The 18,664-nt window shown below is 54.5% G+C and carries 14 protein-coding genes; 12 read left to right on the plus strand and 2 right to left on the minus strand.

All coding sequences use genetic code 11. The annotated features are described in order from the left end of the window. The first annotated feature begins 8 nt into the window (after window positions 1–8). From sapA to V1603_RS16155, 6 genes are all read left to right on the plus strand, one after another. Window positions 9–1,649, plus strand: a complete 1,641-nt coding sequence (sapA, locus tag V1603_RS16130) for an ABC transporter substrate-binding protein SapA (RefSeq protein WP_116339519.1) — start codon at window positions 9–11, stop codon at window positions 1,647–1,649. Beyond that, window positions 1,646–2,611 carry a putrescine export ABC transporter permease SapB gene (gene sapB / locus V1603_RS16135; RefSeq protein ID WP_061098013.1) on the plus strand — a complete coding sequence of 322 codons (966 nt, stop codon included), beginning with the start codon at window positions 1,646–1,648 and terminating at the stop codon, window positions 2,609–2,611. Before sapA ends, sapB begins: the two co-directional genes overlap by 4 nt. Then, window positions 2,598–3,488, plus strand: coding sequence for a putrescine export ABC transporter permease SapC (gene sapC / locus V1603_RS16140; RefSeq protein ID WP_061098012.1), 891 nt, complete (start codon window positions 2,598–2,600; stop codon window positions 3,486–3,488). Before sapB ends, sapC begins: the two co-directional genes overlap by 14 nt. After that, window positions 3,488–4,480, plus strand: coding sequence for a putrescine export ABC transporter ATP-binding protein SapD (gene sapD / locus V1603_RS16145; RefSeq protein WP_047958816.1), 993 nt, complete (start codon window positions 3,488–3,490; stop codon window positions 4,478–4,480). The genes sapC and sapD overlap by 1 nt, the downstream gene beginning before the upstream one ends. Window position 4,481: 1 nt before the next feature. After that, window positions 4,482–5,288: a putrescine export ABC transporter ATP-binding protein SapF gene (sapF, locus tag V1603_RS16150; RefSeq protein ID WP_028013385.1), complete on the plus strand. Its 807-nt coding sequence runs from the start codon at window positions 4,482–4,484 to the stop codon at window positions 5,286–5,288. Window positions 5,289–5,449: 161 nt separating this feature from the next. Beyond that, a complete protein-coding gene (locus tag V1603_RS16155; protein WP_395312946.1) occupies window positions 5,450–6,364 on the plus strand; it encodes an ATP-grasp fold amidoligase family protein in 915 nt (304 codons plus the stop codon). A gap of 14 nt (window positions 6,365–6,378) precedes the next feature. Here V1603_RS16155 and V1603_RS16160 read toward each other — a convergent pair whose 3' ends face one another. After that, window positions 6,379–7,443, minus strand: a complete 1,065-nt coding sequence (locus tag V1603_RS16160) for an ATP-binding protein (protein WP_395312947.1) — start codon at window positions 7,441–7,443, stop codon at window positions 6,379–6,381. Beyond that, entirely contained in the window at window positions 7,440–8,144 is a 705-nt protein-coding gene (locus tag V1603_RS16165; RefSeq protein WP_395312948.1) for a response regulator, read from the minus strand. The genes V1603_RS16160 and V1603_RS16165 overlap by 4 nt, the downstream gene beginning before the upstream one ends. A gap of 271 nt (window positions 8,145–8,415) precedes the next feature. Between V1603_RS16165 and V1603_RS16170 the strand changes: the two genes are divergently transcribed. The 6 genes from V1603_RS16170 (at window position 8,416) to pdeR (ending at window position 18,650) form a co-directional block, all read left to right on the plus strand. Then, window positions 8,416–8,802: a transporter gene (locus tag V1603_RS16170; protein ID WP_302218150.1), complete on the plus strand. Its 387-nt coding sequence runs from the start codon at window positions 8,416–8,418 to the stop codon at window positions 8,800–8,802. A 228-nt stretch (window positions 8,803–9,030) separates the two neighbouring features. Continuing rightward, on the plus strand, window positions 9,031–12,126 hold the full coding sequence (locus V1603_RS16175; RefSeq protein ID WP_395312949.1) for a multidrug efflux RND transporter permease subunit: 3,096 nt from the start codon (window positions 9,031–9,033) through the stop codon (window positions 12,124–12,126). Between the two features lie 253 nt (window positions 12,127–12,379). Beyond that, window positions 12,380–13,168 carry an enoyl-ACP reductase FabI gene (gene fabI / locus V1603_RS16180; RefSeq protein ID WP_003856831.1) on the plus strand — a complete coding sequence of 263 codons (789 nt, stop codon included), beginning with the start codon at window positions 12,380–12,382 and terminating at the stop codon, window positions 13,166–13,168. Window positions 13,169–13,324: 156 nt separating this feature from the next. After that, the gene (locus V1603_RS16185) at window positions 13,325–14,311 is read left to right on the plus strand and encodes a CMD domain-containing protein (RefSeq protein WP_116339507.1); all 987 of its coding nucleotides are present in this window, start codon (window positions 13,325–13,327) and stop codon (window positions 14,309–14,311) included. 88 nt (window positions 14,312–14,399) lie between these two features. Beyond that, on the plus strand, window positions 14,400–16,334 hold the full coding sequence (locus tag V1603_RS16190; RefSeq protein ID WP_395312950.1) for an exoribonuclease II: 1,935 nt from the start codon (window positions 14,400–14,402) through the stop codon (window positions 16,332–16,334). Between the two features lie 324 nt (window positions 16,335–16,658). Continuing rightward, window positions 16,659–18,650: a cyclic di-GMP phosphodiesterase gene (gene pdeR / locus V1603_RS16195; protein ID WP_163330857.1), complete on the plus strand. Its 1,992-nt coding sequence runs from the start codon at window positions 16,659–16,661 to the stop codon at window positions 18,648–18,650. Window positions 18,651–18,664: the final 14 nt, after the last annotated feature.

Raw genomic sequence — 18,664 nt, forward strand, 5'->3', positions numbered from 1 at the left:
TAAAAATTATGCGTCTGGTTTTATCGTCCTTTTTTGCACTCGGTCTGTTCAGCGGCCTGGCGTTTGCTGCGCCCGGGCAAACTACACAGCCTGACATCCGTGACAGCGGCTTCGTTTATTGCGTGAGCGGCCAGGTAGATACCTTTAACCCGCAAAAAGCGGGCAGCGGCCTGATTGTGGATACGCTCGCCGCGCAGCTGTATGACCGCCTGCTTGATGTCGACCCGTACACCTACCGCCTGGTGCCTGAACTTGCGGAAAGCTGGGAAGTCCTGGACAACGGTGCAACCTACCGTTTTCGCCTGCGCGACGATGTCGCGTTTCAGCGCACGCCGTGGTTTACCCCCACGCGCAAGCTGAACGCGGATGACGTTGTCTTCACCTTCCAGCGCATCTTTAACCGTAACCACCCGTGGCATAACGTTAACGGGGATAATTTCCCCTATTTCGACAGCCTGCAGTTTGCAGACACTGTTAAAAGCGTGCGCAAGCTGGACAGCCGGACGGTTGAATTTACGCTGGCGCGCCCGGATGCCTCCTTCCTCTGGCACCTGGCGACCCACTATGCATCCGTCATGTCCGCCGAATACGCGGCGAAGCTGACGAAAAAAGATCGCCAGGAACTGCTAGACCGCCAACCGGTCGGTACCGGGCCGTTCCAGCTGGCCGAATACCGCGCGGGGCAATATATTCGCCTGCAGCGTCACGAACATTTCTGGCGCGGCACGCCGCTGATGCCGCAGGTGGTGGTCGATCTCGGTTCTGGCGGAACGGGACGGCTCTCGAAACTACTCACCGGGGAGTGTGACGTGCTCGCCTGGCCTGCCGCCAGCCAGCTCACGATTTTACGCGACGATCCGCGTCTGCGTCTGACGTTACGCCCGGGTATGAACATCGCTTATCTGGCCTTTAACACCGATAAGCCGCCGTTGAACAACCCTGCCGTTCGCCACGCGCTGGCGCTGGCGATTAACAATCAGCGCCTGATGCAGTCGATCTACTACGGCACGGCAGAAACCGCAGCATCAATTTTACCGCGCGCCTCGTGGGCCTACGACGGTGAGGCTAAAATTACGGAATACAATCCGGCAAAGGCGCGTGAACAGCTGAAGGCGCTGGGCGCAGAAAACCTGACGCTGCAGCTTTGGGTGCCAACCAGTTCCCAGGCGTGGAACCCGAGCCCGCTGAAAACCGCCGAGCTGCTGCAGGCGGATATGGCGCAGGTGGGCGTCAAAGTGATCATTGTACCGGTTGAGGGCCGTTTTCAGGAGGCGCGCCTGATGGACATGAATCACGATCTCACCCTGACAGGCTGGGCCACCGACAGTAACGACCCGGACAGCTTCTTCCGGCCGCTGCTGAGCTGTGCGGCGATAAATTCGCAGACCAACTACGCTCACTGGTGTAACCGGGAGTTTGACGCCGTGCTGCAAAAAGCGCTCTCTTCCCAGCAACTGGCCTCGCGCATTGACGCCTATGATGAAGCGCAGAAGATCCTCGCTCAGGAACTGCCCGTGCTACCGCTGGCCTCTTCCCTGCGTCTTCAGGCCTATCGCTACGATATTAAAGGTCTGGTGCTGAGTCCGTTCGGCAACGCCTCGTTCGCCGGCGTGTCGCGCGAAAAAGAACAAGAGGTGAAAAAACCATGATTATTTTTACCTTACGTCGACTCCTGCTGCTGCTGGTGACGCTCTTTCTGCTGACCTTTGTCGGCTTCAGCCTGAGCTATTTTACGCCGCACGCCCCGCTTCAGGGCTCATCGCTGTGGGATGCCTGGCTGTTCTGGTTTAACGGTCTGCTGCACTGGGATTTCGGCGTGTCGAGCATCAACGGGCAGCTTATCTCCGAGCAGCTGAAAGAGGTGTTCCCGGCCACGATGGAGCTGTGCATTCTGGCCTTCGGCTTTGCCCTGATGGTGGGTATCCCCGTGGGCATGCTGGCCGGGATCTACCGCAACAAATGGCAGGATAAGTTTATCAGCGCCCTCGCCCTGCTCGGCTTCTCTATCCCGGTATTCTGGCTGGCGCTGCTGCTGACGCTATTCTTCTCGCTGACGATGGGCTGGCTGCCGGTCTCTGGCCGTTTTGACCTGCTCTATACAGTTAAAACAGTGACGGGTTTTGCCATCATTGACGCGTGGCTTTCCGATTCGGTGTGGCGCCATGAGATGATCGTCAGCGCCCTGCGCCATATGGTATTGCCGGTGCTGACGCTGGCGGTTGCGCCGACGACCGAGGTGATCCGCCTGATGCGCCTGAGCACCATCGAGGTGTTTGAGCAGAACTATGTCAAAGCTGCTGCCACGCGCGGATTATCGCGCCTGACCATACTGCGCCGCAACGTCCTGCACAACGCTTTGCCGCCGGTGATTCCGCGTCTTGGGCTGCAGTTCTCCACCATGCTTACGCTGGCCATGATCACCGAGATGGTCTTTAGCTGGCCAGGGCTGGGACGCTGGCTGATTAACGCCATCCGCCAGCAGGATTACGCCGCTATCTCAGCGGGTGTGATGGTGATTGGTTCGCTGGTCATTATTGTTAACGTGTTGTCCGATATTTTGGGTGCGATGGCTAACCCATTGAAGCATAAGGAATGGTATGCCTTACGATAACGTATACAGTGAAAAGCGCACGCCCGGTGCGCTGCGTACCGTGTGGCGTAAGTTCTATGGTGACACCACGGCAATGATTGGTCTTTATGGCTGTGCCGGTCTGGTATTGCTTTGCCTCTTTGGCTCGTGGTTTGCGCCTTATGGCATCGATCAGCAGTTCCTTGGCTATCAGCTGCTGCCGCCTTCCTGGTCTCGCTACGGCGAAGTCTCTTTCTTCCTCGGCACTGACGACCTCGGACGCGACGTGTTAAGCCGTCTGTTAAGCGGGGCCGCCCCGACGGTGGGCGGCGCGTTTGTCGTGACGCTCGCGGCGACGATCTGTGGACTGGCGCTCGGTATTTTCGCGGGCTCCACGCATGGCCTTCGCTCGGCGGTGCTGAACCACATTCTGGACACGCTGCTGTCGATTCCTTCTCTGCTGCTGGCAATCATCGTGGTTGCCTTTGCCGGCCCGCATCTGTCACATGCCATGTTCGCCGTCTGGCTGGCTATCCTGCCCCGCATCGTGCGCTCGGTTTACAGCATGGTGCATGACGAGCTGGAAAAAGAGTATGTCGTTGCGGCCCGTCTGGACGGTGCGACGACCTTCAACATTCTGTGGTTTGCCGTTCTGCCAAACATCGCTGCCGGGCTGGTCACCGAAATCACCCGGGCGCTGTCGATGGCGATCCTGGACATCGCTGCGCTCGGCTTCCTCGACCTCGGTGCGCAGCTGCCGTCCCCTGAATGGGGGGCGATGCTCGGTGACGCGCTGGAATTGATCTACGTGGCACCGTGGACGGTTATGCTGCCGGGGGCGGCGATTATGGTAAGCGTGTTGCTGATCAACCTGCTGGGCGACGGTATTCGCCGTGCAATTAACGCGGGGGTGCAATAATGCCGCTTCTTGATATTCGCAACCTCACCATTGAATTCAAAACCGGTGAAGGCTGGGTAAAAGCCGTCGATCGCATCAGCATCACCCTCGCAGAGGGCGAGATTCGCGGGCTGGTGGGGGAATCCGGCTCGGGCAAAAGCCTGATCGCCAAAGCTATCTGCGGCGTGGCGAAAGATAACTGGCGCGTGACCGCCGACCGTATGCGGTTTGACGATATCGACCTGCTGCGCCTCTCCCCGCGCGAGCGGCGTAAGCTGGTCGGCCATAACGTCTCGATGATTTTCCAGGAGCCACAGTCCTGCCTCGATCCGTCCGAGCGCGTAGGCAAACAGCTGATGCAGAACATTCCCGGCTGGACCTATAAAGGCCGCTGGTGGCAGCGTTTCGGCTGGCGCAAACGCCGCGCCATTGAGCTGTTGCACCGCGTCGGGATCAAAGATCATAAAGACGCGATGCGCAGCTTCCCGTACGAGCTTACCGACGGCGAGTGCCAGAAAGTGATGATTGCCATCGCGCTGGCTAATCAGCCGCGTTTGCTGATTGCGGATGAGCCGACGAACGCAATGGAGCCAACCACGCAGGCGCAAATTTTCCGCCTGCTGTCGCGCCTGAACCAGAACAACAATACCACCATATTGCTGATCAGCCATGACCTGCAAATGCTCAGCAAGTGGGCGGATAAAATTGACGTGATGTACTGCGGACAAACGGTCGAAACTGCCCCCAGTGAAGACCTGATCACCGCGCCGCACCATCCGTACACGCAGGCGCTTATCCGCGCCATTCCGGATTTTGGCAGCGCCATGCCGCACAAGAGCCGTCTGAATACCCTGCCCGGGGCGATTCCGCTGCTGGAATCATTGCCAATAGGCTGTCGTCTGGGGCCGCGTTGTCCGTATGCTCAGCGTAAATGTATCGAAACACCGCGCCTGACCGGCGCCAAAAATCATCTTTATGCCTGTCATTTCCCGCTGAACATGGAGAGAGAGTGAAATGGTCGAAACCTTGCTGGAAGTCCGCAATCTGAGTAAGACCTTTCGCTACCGCACGGGGCTGTTTCATCGTCAGACTGTCGAAGCGGTGAAGCCGCTGAGTTTTACCCTGCGTGAAAAACAGACGCTGGCGATCATTGGCGAAAACGGCTCCGGCAAATCCACGCTGGCGAAGATGCTTGCCGGCATGGTCGAGCCCACCGCTGGAGAAGTGTTGATTGACGATCATCCTCTGCAGTTTGGCGATTACTCTTTCCGCAGCCAGCGCATCCGCATGATCTTCCAGGATCCGTCAACCTCGCTTAATCCACGCCAGCGCATTTCGCAGATCCTTGATTTCCCTCTGCGTCTGAATACCGAACTGGAGCCAGAGGCGCGCCGCAAGCGTATCTTCGAAACCCTGCGTATGGTTGGGCTGTTACCGGATCATGAAAGCTACTACCCGCATATGCTGGCCCCGGGTCAGAAACAGCGTCTGGGCCTGGCGCGCGCGTTGATTCTGCGCCCGAAAGTGATCGTTGCTGACGAAGCGCTTGCCTCGCTGGATATGTCGATGCGTTCGCAGCTGATTAACCTGATGCTGGAATTGCAGGAAAAACAGGGGATCTCATATATCTACGTCACCCAGCATCTGGGAATGATGAAGCACATCAGCGACCAGGTGATGGTTATGCACCAGGGGGAAGTCGTCGAGCGCGGCAGCACGGCGGATGTGATGGCCTCCCCGCTTCATGAGCTGACGAAAAGGCTGATTGCCGGTCATTTCGGTGAAGCATTGACCGCCGATGCGTGGAGAAAGGACCGTTAAGTGCCGCGGTAAACACAGATTGCTCCGCTTAAATAAGGATTAAATAGTCTGCACGCGCTATTTAATCCTTTAATTTTTTGTCTCCATCTCTGCTCCATAGTTTAAGCACTATCCATCAACAGTTCTTCTCCAGAATATCCGGATATTACGGAGGAGAAGAAATGAACACCGCCACCTATGTTCTGAAATACGCAGAGTATCTCATCAGAAAATGCCGTTCATATTTAATGACGGACCTTAATTTTCATACTGCAAGGCTCGAAAAGACATCAGGGAAAACCCCTGACATTAAATCACCCACTACGTTGAGTGAAAAAATATGCCATCGACTGGTCTATGACCATAATAATCTCTACACAATGCTTGCCGATAAACTCGCCGTCCGCGAATACGTTGCGTCCAGAACAACGCGAGTAAAAGCGGTCCCTCTGATTGGAGTATACCGCAGGTTTTCGCATATTGATTTTTCAACACTGCCCGATCAATTCGTCCTTAAGTGCAATCATGATAGTGGTAGCACAATAATCTGTACAAACAAAGACCAGTTCAATTACCGGCAGGCCCGAAAAAAGCTCAATCTCGCATTAAAGAAGAATTTGTATTACACCACGCGCGAGTGGCAGTACAAAAATATTATACCCGTTATACTGTGTGAGCCTTATGTCGATCTTTTCAATAATGCGGACAGGAACAGCACGCCGGAAATGCTGCGAATTCACTGTTTTCACGGCATCGCACACTATGTTGAGGCCGATTTTACGGATGACCGCGGCAGAGAGTTTATCAACGTTTACGACCGATACTGGAATTTACAGCCTTTCCGGATGGAATACCCTAATACGCCGGTAGCGCCCGGCGAGCCGGAGTTGTTCCGTGAGGCTTTGCTGGCCGCTCAGGAGCTGGCGAATGGCCTTGACTACTGCCGCGTTGACCTCATGCTAAAAAGCAATGAAATTTACTTCAGTGAAATAACCTTAAGCCCAAAACGAGGCAAACTGCGTATTACCCCGCTGGAGTGGGATACAAAATTAGGCGCTATATGGCAGTTGCCGCTATCGGCGGACAGGCCAGGCTGACCTCCCGCCAGGGCTCAGGCATCGGGCCAGGTCAGCTTGAACAGGGAGTGGTTTTGCTTCGATAAGGTATACGTTACGTCGCCACCATGAGCCAGCATGATGGCTTTTACCACCGATAAGCCTAAACCACATCCTTCAGGATTCAACTCTCTGGCACCATTATCCCGCTGGAAGGGTTGAAATAAGAAATCATGAAATTCTCTGGGGATGCCCGGCCCGCCATCCTGAATAAGAATAAAATTGCCTTTATCAGAGACGCCATTTTTTACGATGAGTTTCCGCGAAGTTGAATAATGTAATGCGTTGTCAAACAGAACGGCCAGACACTGATTGATGCGCAAGGGGTCGAACACGCATCGCTGTTCTCTCAGCTCAGTCTTAAGCGTAAATTGGTTGCGTTTGAACTCGGGCATGAAAGTATCAAACGCATCCTGGATTGTGGCTTTGAGGTCTGTTCTGGATTTATACAACGTATAACCCGCCCCGCCGTCCGAGCTGATCACCCGGAGATCTTCAATCAAACGGGTTAACCCCTCAGTCTGCCTGAGAAGGTTATTAAAGAGTTGCGGATCTGGCTCAAAGACGCCGTCAACCAGCCCCTGAAGCCGACCGCGTAAAATCGTAACCGGGGTTCTCAGCTCATGGGCAATGGCGGCATTCCAGGATTTCCTCTGAATATCCAGCGTCTGGAGTTTTTCCGCCATTTCATTGAAATCCGTGACCAGATGATTGACCTCTCCGAGCCGGGAGCTGGCACAATAAGCCCGGGCGTCCAGTTGACCCTGAGAAATTTTTCTCAGGCTGGACGCTACCGCGTTTAACGGGGTGAGTATTCGCGAAGAAAGTTTGATCGTTAAAAATATCGCGATTATCAGACTGATTGTTGTGGCGGTCCCGATCCACACCCAGTCCCACATCGTCATCTGCTCATCATCACCCGCAACGGCGCCGCCGGGGAGGTGATCGAGAATAAAAGAGTAAAAAAACCAGGAGCCCAGTACCGCAATGGCAATTATCGTAAACGTCAGCAGCAGCATATACGTTAAGATCTGCCGACTCAGGACAGAATCTCTGTTCATTTTTTCTCCCCAAGCCGATAGCCCATCCTCCGAATACTTTCAGGAATGCCATAAAGGCCCGCAAGCTCCAGCTTTTTACGCAGCTTGCTCATATGGCTGTCTACCGTTCTGTCGAGCGTATCGCCCTCCGGCAGACATGCGTTGAGTAACTCTTCCCTGGAACAGACCTTACGCGGGTATCTCACCAGATAAGTAAGAAGTTTAAATTCCGTCGTCGTTAATACCGGCGAGACCACCTCTTCGCCAGCGGTGACCTCAACGTAGAAATCGTCCGGATAGACCGTAATAAAAGGCGTCCTGAGAGGCACGGCCCCCGCCTGCTGGAGAGCCGGTTTGGTTCTGCGCAGCACCGCTTCAACCCGCGCGACCACTTCGGATGGGTTGAAAGGTTTGATGACGTAATCATCCGCGCCAAGCCGCAGCCCCATAAGCTTATCCACGTCCTGATCGAGAGCGGACACCATAATAACAGGCACGGTACTTTCCTGGCGGAGCGTCGTGAGTACGCTCCAGCCATCGCACAGGGGCAAATGGATGTCCAGCAAGATAAGATCCGGTTTATGGAGTCGATTGAGCGCTATCGCCTGTTCGCCCTGCCGGGCTCTCAGCGTTTTCATCCCTGAACGCTCTAAGTAACTCATCAGTATATCGGCAATTTCGTCTTCATCTTCAACAACAAGGATTAGAGTATTTTTGTTCATTTTATCTCCGCGGGTGAAATCCCTTTGAGCACGCTATCAGATATCTTTAGCACAATAAGACACAGGCTCCGGGAAAAAGTGCCGTGGCCGCGAAAATTTCCTGGGTTAATTTAAGTGTCCGGCAATTTCTCCATACAGCCTACACATTCAGTCAATAAAGGCTCGACAATAACAGTCCAGAATAGTTATTCGGAGTTAAACCGTCTTCCGTTTAACGTAGTAAATACCCCTGTCGCTTAAAGGCTTTCTGAATTTGGTTGAGATAATGAACATGGAACTTTCGAAATACCTCTCTCCTAAAAAAATCGGCATATTTTCCCTGTTCCTGCTGCTAACGTGGGGATTACTTTATACGTGGCTGATACTGATGCATAAAATGGATGAAAAAGTCGCCACAACGCTGCCCTCTTCCCCCATTATCTATGGCTGCATTGCCTTGTCGGTTGTCTCTCTGATAATACAAAACAAAGCAGGTGCGTTCACAGAATTACTTCTCATCGCCTTCTGGCTGATGGTGATTTTTGTTTATCTCATTATTACGTTCACTGTTCTGCTGAACGCTACGCCAGATTTTAACGATCTGGTGTTTTACTACGAGTGTTATTTAATTCTGTTTTTTGGCGGTGCACCGCTTTACCTCATCATGAGAATGATTTAAACAACCGCGCTGTTTCGCTCCACACTCTCTCCATAAACCGCCCATGTCCGCTAAACAGGCGAGCTGTAGAGTTTCCATCACACCATTTGAACAAAAATAACTCACTGAAATAGCCATATACCTGTTACCCATAATGATAAACCTCACTAATAACCGTCGTTCTCCTCAGGGATACCGGCTAGCGCGTGTCAACCGACGACGAAATTCACGTATCTGGAAGTTAAATTAATGCCTCATTTTTTTATTGAACGTCCAATTTTCGCCTGGGTAGTGGCGCTTTTTATCGTCCTGGCAGGTGTTTTGTCTATCCCCCGGCTGCCGGTTGCGCAGTATCCGGCGGTGGCACCGCCTGGGATCATTATTTCTGTCACCTACCCGGGTGCCAGCCCCGATATTATGAATACTTCAGTGGTGTCGTTAATTGAGCGCGAAATATCTGGCGTCGATAATTTGCTCTACTTCGAATCATCCAGTGACACAACCGGTTCTGCGTCTATTACCGTGACGTTTAAGCCCGGCACGGACATCAAGCTGGCGCAGATGGACCTTCAGAACCAGATCAAAATTGTGGAGCCGCGTTTGCCACAGGCGGTCAGGCAAAATGGTATCAACGTCGAGGCGGCAAATTCCGGATTTTTAATGATGGTGGGATTGAAATCTCCAACCGGTAAATTTGAGGAGGCCGATTTAAGCGATTATTTCGCCCGGCATGTCAGCGACGAACTTCGCCGCGTACCTGGAGTAGGGAAAATTCAGCTTTTTGGTGGCGAAAAAGCGCTACGCATCTGGCTGGACCCAATGAAGCTTCATAGCTACGGACTTTCTGTGAGCGATGTGCTTACCGCTGTTGGCCAGCAAAATGCCCTGGTTTCACCCGGCAAGACGGGAGATGAACCGGCATCTGAAGGGCAAGGCGTAACGTATCCGATCGCCGTCAAGGGGCAGCTCGCTTCCGTAGAGGCTTTCAGGAATATTACACTGAAATCAGAGGCGTCCGGCGCAAGGCTGAAGCTGTCCGACGTCGCACGCATTGAGTCCGGCCTGCAAAGCTACGCTTTCGGCATCCGCGAAAATGGGGTACCCGCAACGGCTGCGGCAGTCCAGTTATCGCCCGGCGCCAATGCGATGAGTACGGCTGCAGGCGTACGCGCGCGCATCGACGAACTTTCTCAGGTGTTGCCGGAAGGAATGATGTTTACGGTTCCCTTCGATACCGCGCCTTTTGTGAAGCTTTCCATCATGAAGGTGGTGCAGACATTTGTGGAAGCGATGGTCCTGGTCTTCCTCGTGATGCTGCTGTTTCTGCACAAGATACGCTGTACGCTTATCCCGGCGATTGTTGCCCCCGTCGCACTTCTTGGCACCTTCACGGTGATGCTACTGAGTGGATACTCCATCAATATTCTGACCATGTTCGGCATGGTTCTGGCGATAGGGATTATCGTAGATGACGCTATTGTGGTCGTGGAGAACGTTGAGCGTCTGATGGAAGAAAAAAAACGCTCTCCGCGCGACGCGACCCGGGAGGCCATGAATGAAATCACGCCGGCAATTATCGGGATCACGCTGGTGCTTACCGCCGTCTTTATTCCCATGGGTTTCGCCGAAGGATCCGTCGGTATTATTTATCGACAATTTTGTATCTCCATGGCGGTATCGATACTGTTGTCGGCATTTCTTGCCCTCACGTTGACTCCCGCGCTTTGCGCGACGCTACTTAAACCTCACAGCGCAGAGAAGCACGGTGGTGGCAGGTTCGCGGCAGGGTTTAACGCCCGCTTTCGTACGCTCACGAGGTGGTACGAATCCGGGCTGGGCGCGGTGCTGAGACGAACCGGGCGTATGCTGCTGCTGTACGTTGCGCTTTGCGCTGCGCTGTTTTTGGGGCTTTCTTCGCTGCCCTCGTCCTTTCTGCCGGATGAAGATCAGGGCTATTTTATGTCCTCAATTCAGCTGCCTTCCGATGCCACAATGCAGCGCACCCTGAACGTGGTTAAAAAATTTGAAGAGGAAATTGCGGCCCGGCCGGATATTGAAAGCAACATTATGATCCTGGGGTTTGGTTTTTCAGGATCGGGCCCGAATTCGGCCATGGGCTTCACCACGCTGAAAGACTGGAAAGATCGGCAGGGCTCGACGGCACAAAATGAAGCTGACCATATACAGGCCAGCATGGCGAGCGTCTCTGATGCCGTCACGATGAGCCTGCTCCCGCCGGCCATTTCGGATATGGGCACCTCCTCGGGCTTCACCTGGTACGTGCAGGACAGGGCGGGACTGGGCTACGAGGCGTTAAAGAGTGCGGCCGATGCGCTGGTTGTGAAGGCTAATCAGCGTCCTGAACTGAGTGACGTGTATATAGACGGTCTGCCGGAAGGAACAAGCCTGGCCCTTCACATTGACCGGGAAAAAGCAGAAGCACTGGGCGTTTCATTTGATGAAATCAACCAGACGCTCTCGGTCACCATGGGGTCGAACTACGTTAATGACTACACGAACAATGGCCGCGTTCAGCAGGTCATTATTCAGGCCGATGCCCCTTACCGCATGCAGCCTGAGCAGATCCTGAAATTATCGGTAAAAAACCGTATGGGGCAGATGGTGCCAGTATCTACGTTTGCGACGCTTTCCTGGAACGTTGCGCCGCAGCAGTTGACGCGTTATCAGGGATATTCTGCTATCCGCATTACCGGCAGTGCAGCCCCGGGCACATCCAGCGGTACCGCAATGAAGGCCATGGAGACGTTGTCACGAGATTTACCGCAGGGGATGGCCGGCGAGTGGGCCGGGAGTTCATTGCAGGAGAGAAAATCCGAATCTCAACTCCCGGGTCTGATCGTTCTGTCGATACTGGTCGTGTTCATGGTGCTCGCTGCCCTGTATGAGAGCTGGTCAATTCCCTTTGCGGTGATGCTGGTCGTTCCCCTGGGGCTTATCGGTGCGGTGGCTGCCGTTTCCGTTGCGGGCATGACGAATGATGTTTTCTTTAAGGTCGGTCTTATTACCCTGATAGGCCTCTCCGCCAAGAACGCCATTCTGATTGTCGAGTTTGCAAGGCAGCTCCACCGGGAAGGACAATCCCTGCTGGCGGCAACGATACAGGCCGCAAGCCAGCGTCTGCGCCCTATTCTGATGACATCGTTAGCCTTTACGTTAGGAGTGGTGCCACTGATGCTGGCGCGTGGCGCGAGTGACAGCACGCAGCACGCTATCGGCACCGGGGTGTTTGGCGGCATGATTAGCGGCACGCTTCTCGCGATCTTCTTCGTCCCGGTATTCTTTATTGTCGTTGCGCGTTTCGTTGAAGACGCCAGGGACGGATAGCGGATCCTCGCTGGTTGGATGAGGCGAAGCTGCTGCCGGGTGATATACTGGACGAATGCTGAAATTTTGAGCCCCCGCCAGCCCGCGCCTCACCTTTTAGGGCATTCGTCTTCAGAGATCGGCGAGAAATATCGTGACACAAGGGGCCGTGAGTGGGCTATAATTTCGAGCTAATTTCGAATGATTTTGAAATACTGCCTGTAACGCTATGAATTACAAGGCAAAATAAGCAATGAATATAAGGATTAAAGCTATGGGTTTTCTTTCCGGTAAGCGCATTCTGGTGACTGGCGTTGCCAGCAAACTGTCCATCGCATACGGCATCGCACAGGCAATGCATCGCGAAGGCGCTGAGCTGGCGTTCACCTACCAGAACGACAAGCTGAAAGGCCGTGTTGAAGAGTTTGCCGCGCAGCTGGGTTCCAGCATTGTTCTGGAATGTGACGTTGCACAAGACGAAAGCATCGACGGCATGTTTGCTGAACTGGCAAAAGCATGGCCGAAATTCGACGGTTTCGTTCACTCCATTGGCTTCGCTCCTGGCGACCAACTGGACGGCGACTACGTGAACGCGGTTACCCGTGATGGCTTCAAAATCGCTCACGACATCAGCTCCTACAGCTTCGTAGCGATGGCAAAATCCTGCCGCGCGATGCTGAACCCGGGTGCAGCCCTGCTGACCCTGTCCTACCTGGGCGCTGAACGTGCTATCCCTAACTACAACGTTATGGGTCTGGCGAAAGCGTCTCTGGAAGCCAACGTACGCTACATGGCAAACGCAATGGGTCCTGAAGGCGTGCGTGTTAACGCCATCTCTGCGGGTCCTATCCGTACCCTGGCGGCGTCCGGCATCAAAGATTTCCGTAAAATGCTGGCACACTGCGAAGCGGTTACCCCGATTCGTCGTACCGTTACCATTGAAGATGTGGGTAACTCTGCTGCATTCCTGTGCTCTGATCTTTCCGCAGGTATCTCCGGCGAAGTGGTTCACGTTGACGGCGGCTTCAACATCGCTGCAATGAACGAGCTGGAAATTAAATAAGCTGTGGCTCTCTTCCCGCACGGGAAGAGAGCTTTCCCCCTCCGCACTCCCCCCTTCGTTATTCCGTTCTGCTATTTGTTATCACCTAACAATATTTTTCCCTTTATCTGCCTTACGCCAGGATATTGATCGCCATTTTGAGATCAAGGAACGCACATGGAACAACGCCGTTTTTCCGGCAAAGGCCACTGGTATCACGAAACCCAGTCAAACCACGCGCAGCCGGATGTGCTGCCTCTGGTGCCCGAAGCCGCTAACGTCGACGATCGTTTTTTGCTCGATTTAGCCCTGCCAGATGAGATTGTCGCCGCCTGTACCGGCTGGCTTGCTCCAGCCAGATCCTTATGCCACCAGCTGTTCCCACTCTCACTTCCCGTAAACCGCCTGCGAACGCTCAGCGCCTACGATCGGTTAAGTACCGCGTTGACGGTGGCGCAGGCCTGCGGCGTTCAGCGGCTGTGCAACCACTACGCCGCCCTCCTCGCCCCGCTGCCGGGTCCCGACTCCTCCCGCGAAAGTAACCGACGGCTGGCGCAAATCACCCAGTACGCCCGCCAGCTCGCCAGCTCGCCTGACGTCATTGATGATAAGGCGCGAAACGAGCTTGATGAGGTAGGTCTGTCTACCTATGACATAGTGGTGATTAACCAGATAATCGGCTTTATCGGTTTTCAGGCGCGCGTGGTCGCCGTCTTTCAGGCGCTGCTTGGCCATCCCGTTCGCTGGTTGCCGGGCCATCATATTCAGCCACACAGCCTGCCGGCGTGCTCCGACGCGTGGATAGTGCTTCTGCCAGTGGTCGAGCTTCGCTATGCCAGTGCGCATCAACTTGAGTCCCTCTCCCGCTGGCAGGCAGAGCCCGCGCTTGAGGCGCTGACGCCGGTACTGTGTCATGAACCGACCTTGCTCGACCTGACGGGTGAGATCCTGATAAACAGCCGGGAAACGATTTCGCATCCTCCTCCGGCGCTTACGGCAGCAGCCGAATTGCTGACACGCTCGCCGGACCGCTTCAGTGCCGCACAATTTACCCCGCTAACGGAAGAAGGACTTACTGCCGTTCAGGCGATCAACCTGCTGAGCCAATGTGCGCTGGAGGGCTGGCTCAATCGGCTAAAAGTCGCTTCCGGCAAAGCGGAATAACCACACTCTTTCCCCAAAGAGCGCTTGCTGTAGCAGTGAGAATCGCGTAAAACTGTCAGCCGCTCAATGGCTACGAAAATAGAACATTATGTTTCAGGACAACCCGCTGCTAGCGCAGCTTAAACAGCAACTGCATTCCCAGACGCCGCGTGCAGAAGGGGTCGTGAAAGCCACGGAAAAGGGCTTTGGCTTCCTTGAAGTTGACGCGCAGAAAAGCTACTTCATTCCGCCACCGCAGATGAAGAAAGTGATGCATGGCGATCGCGTCATGGCCGTCATCCATACCGAGAAAGAACGTGAATCCGCCGAGCCGGAAGAACTGATCGAGCCGTTCCTGACCCGCTTTGTGGGCAAAGTGCAGAGAAAGGACGATCGTCTTTCTGTCGTGCCGGATCACCCCCTGCTGAAAGATGCCATTCCGTGCCGCGCCGCCCGCGGCGTTGAGCATGATTTTAAAGAAGGTGACTGGGCCGTAGCAGAAATGCGCCGTCATCCTCTGAAAGGCGACCGCGGTTTCTATGCTGAACTGACCCAGTTCATCACCTTTGGCGACGACCATTTCGTCCCGTGGTGGGTCACGCTGGCGCGCCATAATCTTGAAAAAGAAGCGCCGAACGGCGTGGCAACCGAGATGCAGGATGAAGGTCTGACGCGCCGCGATCTCACCGCGCTGGAGTTTGTCACCATCGACAGCGCCAGCACCGAAGATATGGACGATGCGCTCTACGCTGAAGAGATCGCCGATGGCAAACTGCATTTGACCGTCGCCATTGCCGATCCCACCGCCTGGATCGTAGAAGGCAGCAAGCTGGACGAAACGGCGAAAATCCGCGCGTTCACGAACTACCTGCCGGGCTTTAACATCCCGATGCTGCCGCGCGAACTGTCTGACGACCTCTGCTCGCTGCGCCCAAATGAGGTGCGTCCGGTTCTTGCCTGCCGCATGACCATTGCCGCCGATGGCGCGATTGAAGACGACATCGAGTTCTTTGCTGCCACCGTCGAATCCAAAGCCAAGCTGGCCTACGATAACGTCTCCGACTGGCTGGAAAATACCGGCAGCTGGAAACCTGAATCAGACGCCATAGCCGCGCAGCTCCGTCTGCTGCACCGCATCTGTCTGAACCGCGGCGAGTGGCGTAAAACCCACGCGCTGGTGTTCAAAGACCGACCGGATTATCGCTTTGTTCTGGGCGAGAAAGGTGAAGTGCTGGACATCGTGGCCGAACCGCGACGCATTGCGAACCGCATCGTTGAAGAGGCAATGATTTCCGCCAACATCTGTGCCGCACGCGTGCTGCGCGACAGGCTGGGCTTTGGTATTTACAACGTTCACACCGGATTCGATCCGGCCAATACCGAAGCGCTGGCGGCTCTGCTGAAGAATCACGATGTGCATGTTGATCCGGAAGAAGTGCTGACGCTGCCAGGCTTCTGCAAGCTTCGCCGCGAGCTGGACGCTCAGCCGTCCGGTTTCCTGGATAGCCGTATTCGCCGCTTCCAGTCCTTCGCGGAAATCAGCACCGAGCCAGGCCCGCACTTCGGCCTCGGTCTGGAGGCCTACGCCACCTGGACATCCCCAATCCGCAAGTACGGCGATATGGTTAACCACCGCCTGCTAAAAGCGATTATCAAGGGCGAAACCATTGCCCGGCCTCAGGACGACACGACCCTGCAGATGGCCGAGCGTCGCCGTCTGAATCGCATGGCGGAACGTGACGTGGGAGACTGGCTTTATGCGCGTTTCCTGCAGGATAAAGCCGGTACCGATACCCGCTTCGCGGCGGAGATCGTTGATATCAGCCGCGGCGGAATGCGCGTACGCCTGGTGGATAACGGTGCGGTAGCCTTTATCCCTGCTCCGTTCCTGCACGCCGTTCGTGACGAACTGATCTGCAGTCAGGAAAGCGGCACCGTGCAAATTAAAGGCGAGACGGTTTACAAAGTCACTGACGTGATTGAGGTGACTATCGCTGAAGTTCGCATGGAAACCCGCAGTATTATTGCGCGCCCTGTCGCCTGATAACCTCTGCTAAATTGTCGGTCATTTCCGTTCGGAAAGGCCGACAATTTTTTCTCCCGTCTTTCCCCCCGCAAAAGCATCATTTTTCTTACTTTTTTCAGTCCCGGCTCGCCCAAAATGGCCATAATTATCTACAGTAAAAGAGTGCTGTCCTGTTCGGGCACGTGGATTTTATACGCTCAGCATTTTTATATGCCTGATGCGTTTTATTATAAAAAAGCTCAGAAAAACAATACTTTCACTGCGGCTTTGCCGCAATTTTCAACGGAAAAGTCGACGGCAAATGAATAATTTGTGCGCTAATACGTCGCGGCGGGAGAAATCATGATCGACGAACTTGTGCAGAATTTGCTGTTTCGTTACACGGGTACTCACAGCCCGTGGTGGCGATTGTCGGCTGATAGCAACGCTCTGCACCTTGCTGCCAGCGAAAATGCAGACGTCACTCAGGTGGTCACGCTGGCCGACGATCAGGCCGCACTGATCCGCCAGCTAACGGTGATTACCTCCAGCATTTCTATGAACCTGTCTCTTTATGGCGAAGAAGTTCCCGTCCATCTTGTCGGACGAAAAATAACCCGCAACGAGTGGGCCGGCACGGCCTCCGCCTGGAACGATACACCCTCCGTGGCACGCGATCTGGCTCAGGGGCTCTCCTTTGCAGAACAGGTTGTTTCTGAAGCGAATTCCGTCATTGTTATTCTCGATCAAAACGGCAATATCCAGCGTTTTAACCGCCTGAGTGAAGAGTACACCGGTCTGAAAGAACACGAAGTCATTGGCCAGAACGTGTTTGAACTGTTCATGAGCCGCAGTGAAGCGGCAGCTTCGAAGCGCAACATTGCGGGTATCTTTCGCAACAGCAGCTCCTACGAAGTCGAACGCTGGATCAAAACGCGGAAAGGGCAACGCTTGTTTCTGTTCAGAAATAAATTCGTTCACAGCGGCAGCGGTAAAAATGAAATTTTTCTTATTTGTTCAGGGACCGACATTACCGAAGAACGGCGGGCGCAGGAGCGCCTGCGCGTGTTGGCCAATACTGATACCATCACCGGCTTGCCAAACCGCAACGCGATCCACGAGCTGATTTCAGGCGCCATAGCCAACCGCGGTGATACGCAGGTTGGCGTGGTGTACCTCGACCTGGATAACTTCAAAAAGGTCAACGATGCCTACGGACATATGTTCGGCGATCAGCTGCTGCAGGCGGTTGCACTTGCCCTTCTGAGTTGCCTGGATGAGGGGCAAGTTTTAGCGCGGCTCGGTGGCGATGAGTTTATCGTTATGGCCACCCATACCTCTCAGGGCTCTCTGGAAGCGATGGCGTCGCGCATTTTGACCCGCCTGCGTCAGCCGTTCAGAATCGGTCTGATTGAGGTTTACACCGGTTGCTCCCTGGGAATCGCCCTCGCGCCGCAACACGGGAACGATCGGGAAAGCGTGATTCGCAATGCCGATACCGCTATGTACACCGCCAAGGAAAACGGCCGTGGCAAGTTCTGCGTCTTCTCCCCCGAGATGAACCAGCGCGTGTTTGAGTATCTGTGGCTGGACACCAACCTGCGTAAAGCGCTGGATAACGATCAGCTCCTGATCCACTACCAGCCAAAAATCACCTGGCGCGGAGAGGTCAGAAGCCTTGAAGCGCTGGTCCGCTGGCAGTCGCCCGAGCGCGGGCTGATCCCTCCTCTGGAATTTATCTCTTATGCCGAGGAGTCCGGTTTGATTGTCCCGCTGGGTCGCTGGGTGATGCTTGATGTGGTTCGACAGGTGGCAAAATGGCGAGACAAGGGAATTAACCTGCGCGTGGCGGTGAACGTCTCAGCACGTCAGCTCGCCGACCAGACAATTTTCAGTGAGTTAAAGCAGGCGCTTAAGGATCTGCATTTTGAGTACTGCCCTATCGATGTCGAGTTGACCGAAAGCTGTCTTATCGAAAACGAAGAGCTGGCGCTCTCTGTGATCCAGCAATTCAGCCGGCTCGGGGCACAAATTCATCTGGACGATTTCGGTACCGGCTACTCTTCTCTCTCACAGCTGGCGCGTTTTCCTATTGACGCTATTAAGCTCGATCAGGCTTTTGTCAGAGATATTCATAAGCACTCTGTCTCCCAGTCTCTGGTGCGCGCCATTGTCGCAGTGGCGCAGGCGCTAAATCTGCAGGTGATTGCCGAAGGGGTGGAGAACGCAAAAGAGGACGCCTTTCTGACCAAGAACGGCGTCAACGAACGACAGGGTTTTCTTTTCGCTAAGCCGATGCCCGCTGCCGCATTCGAGCGCTGGCTAAAACGATATCAAGCGCGACAACAGCGTTAAGGCCATAAAGAGGT

The organism is Enterobacter sp. ECC-219 (assembly GCF_043966805.1).
Lineage (GTDB): Bacteria > Pseudomonadota > Gammaproteobacteria > Enterobacterales > Enterobacteriaceae > Enterobacter > Enterobacter cloacae_N.

Coding starts and splice junctions, on each gene's coding strand:
- sapA (WP_116339519.1), top strand. CDS start 9: ATGCGTCTGGTTTTATCGTCCTTTTTTGCACTCGGTCTGTTCAGCGGC.
- sapB (WP_061098013.1), top strand. CDS start 1,646: ATGATTATTTTTACCTTACGTCGACTCCTGCTGCTGCTGGTGACGCTC.
- sapC (WP_061098012.1), top strand. CDS start 2,598: ATGCCTTACGATAACGTATACAGTGAAAAGCGCACGCCCGGTGCGCTG.
- sapD (WP_047958816.1), top strand. CDS start 3,488: ATGCCGCTTCTTGATATTCGCAACCTCACCATTGAATTCAAAACCGGT.
- sapF (WP_028013385.1), top strand. CDS start 4,482: ATGGTCGAAACCTTGCTGGAAGTCCGCAATCTGAGTAAGACCTTTCGC.
- V1603_RS16155 (WP_395312946.1), top strand. CDS start 5,450: ATGAACACCGCCACCTATGTTCTGAAATACGCAGAGTATCTCATCAGA.
- V1603_RS16160 (WP_395312947.1), bottom strand. CDS start 7,443: ATGAACAGAGATTCTGTCCTGAGTCGGCAGATCTTAACGTATATGCTG.
- V1603_RS16165 (WP_395312948.1), bottom strand. CDS start 8,144: ATGAACAAAAATACTCTAATCCTTGTTGTTGAAGATGAAGACGAAATT.
- V1603_RS16170 (WP_302218150.1), top strand. CDS start 8,416: ATGGAACTTTCGAAATACCTCTCTCCTAAAAAAATCGGCATATTTTCC.
- V1603_RS16175 (WP_395312949.1), top strand. CDS start 9,031: ATGCCTCATTTTTTTATTGAACGTCCAATTTTCGCCTGGGTAGTGGCG.
- fabI (WP_003856831.1), top strand. CDS start 12,380: ATGGGTTTTCTTTCCGGTAAGCGCATTCTGGTGACTGGCGTTGCCAGC.
- V1603_RS16185 (WP_116339507.1), top strand. CDS start 13,325: ATGGAACAACGCCGTTTTTCCGGCAAAGGCCACTGGTATCACGAAACC.
- V1603_RS16190 (WP_395312950.1), top strand. CDS start 14,400: ATGTTTCAGGACAACCCGCTGCTAGCGCAGCTTAAACAGCAACTGCAT.
- pdeR (WP_163330857.1), top strand. CDS start 16,659: ATGATCGACGAACTTGTGCAGAATTTGCTGTTTCGTTACACGGGTACT.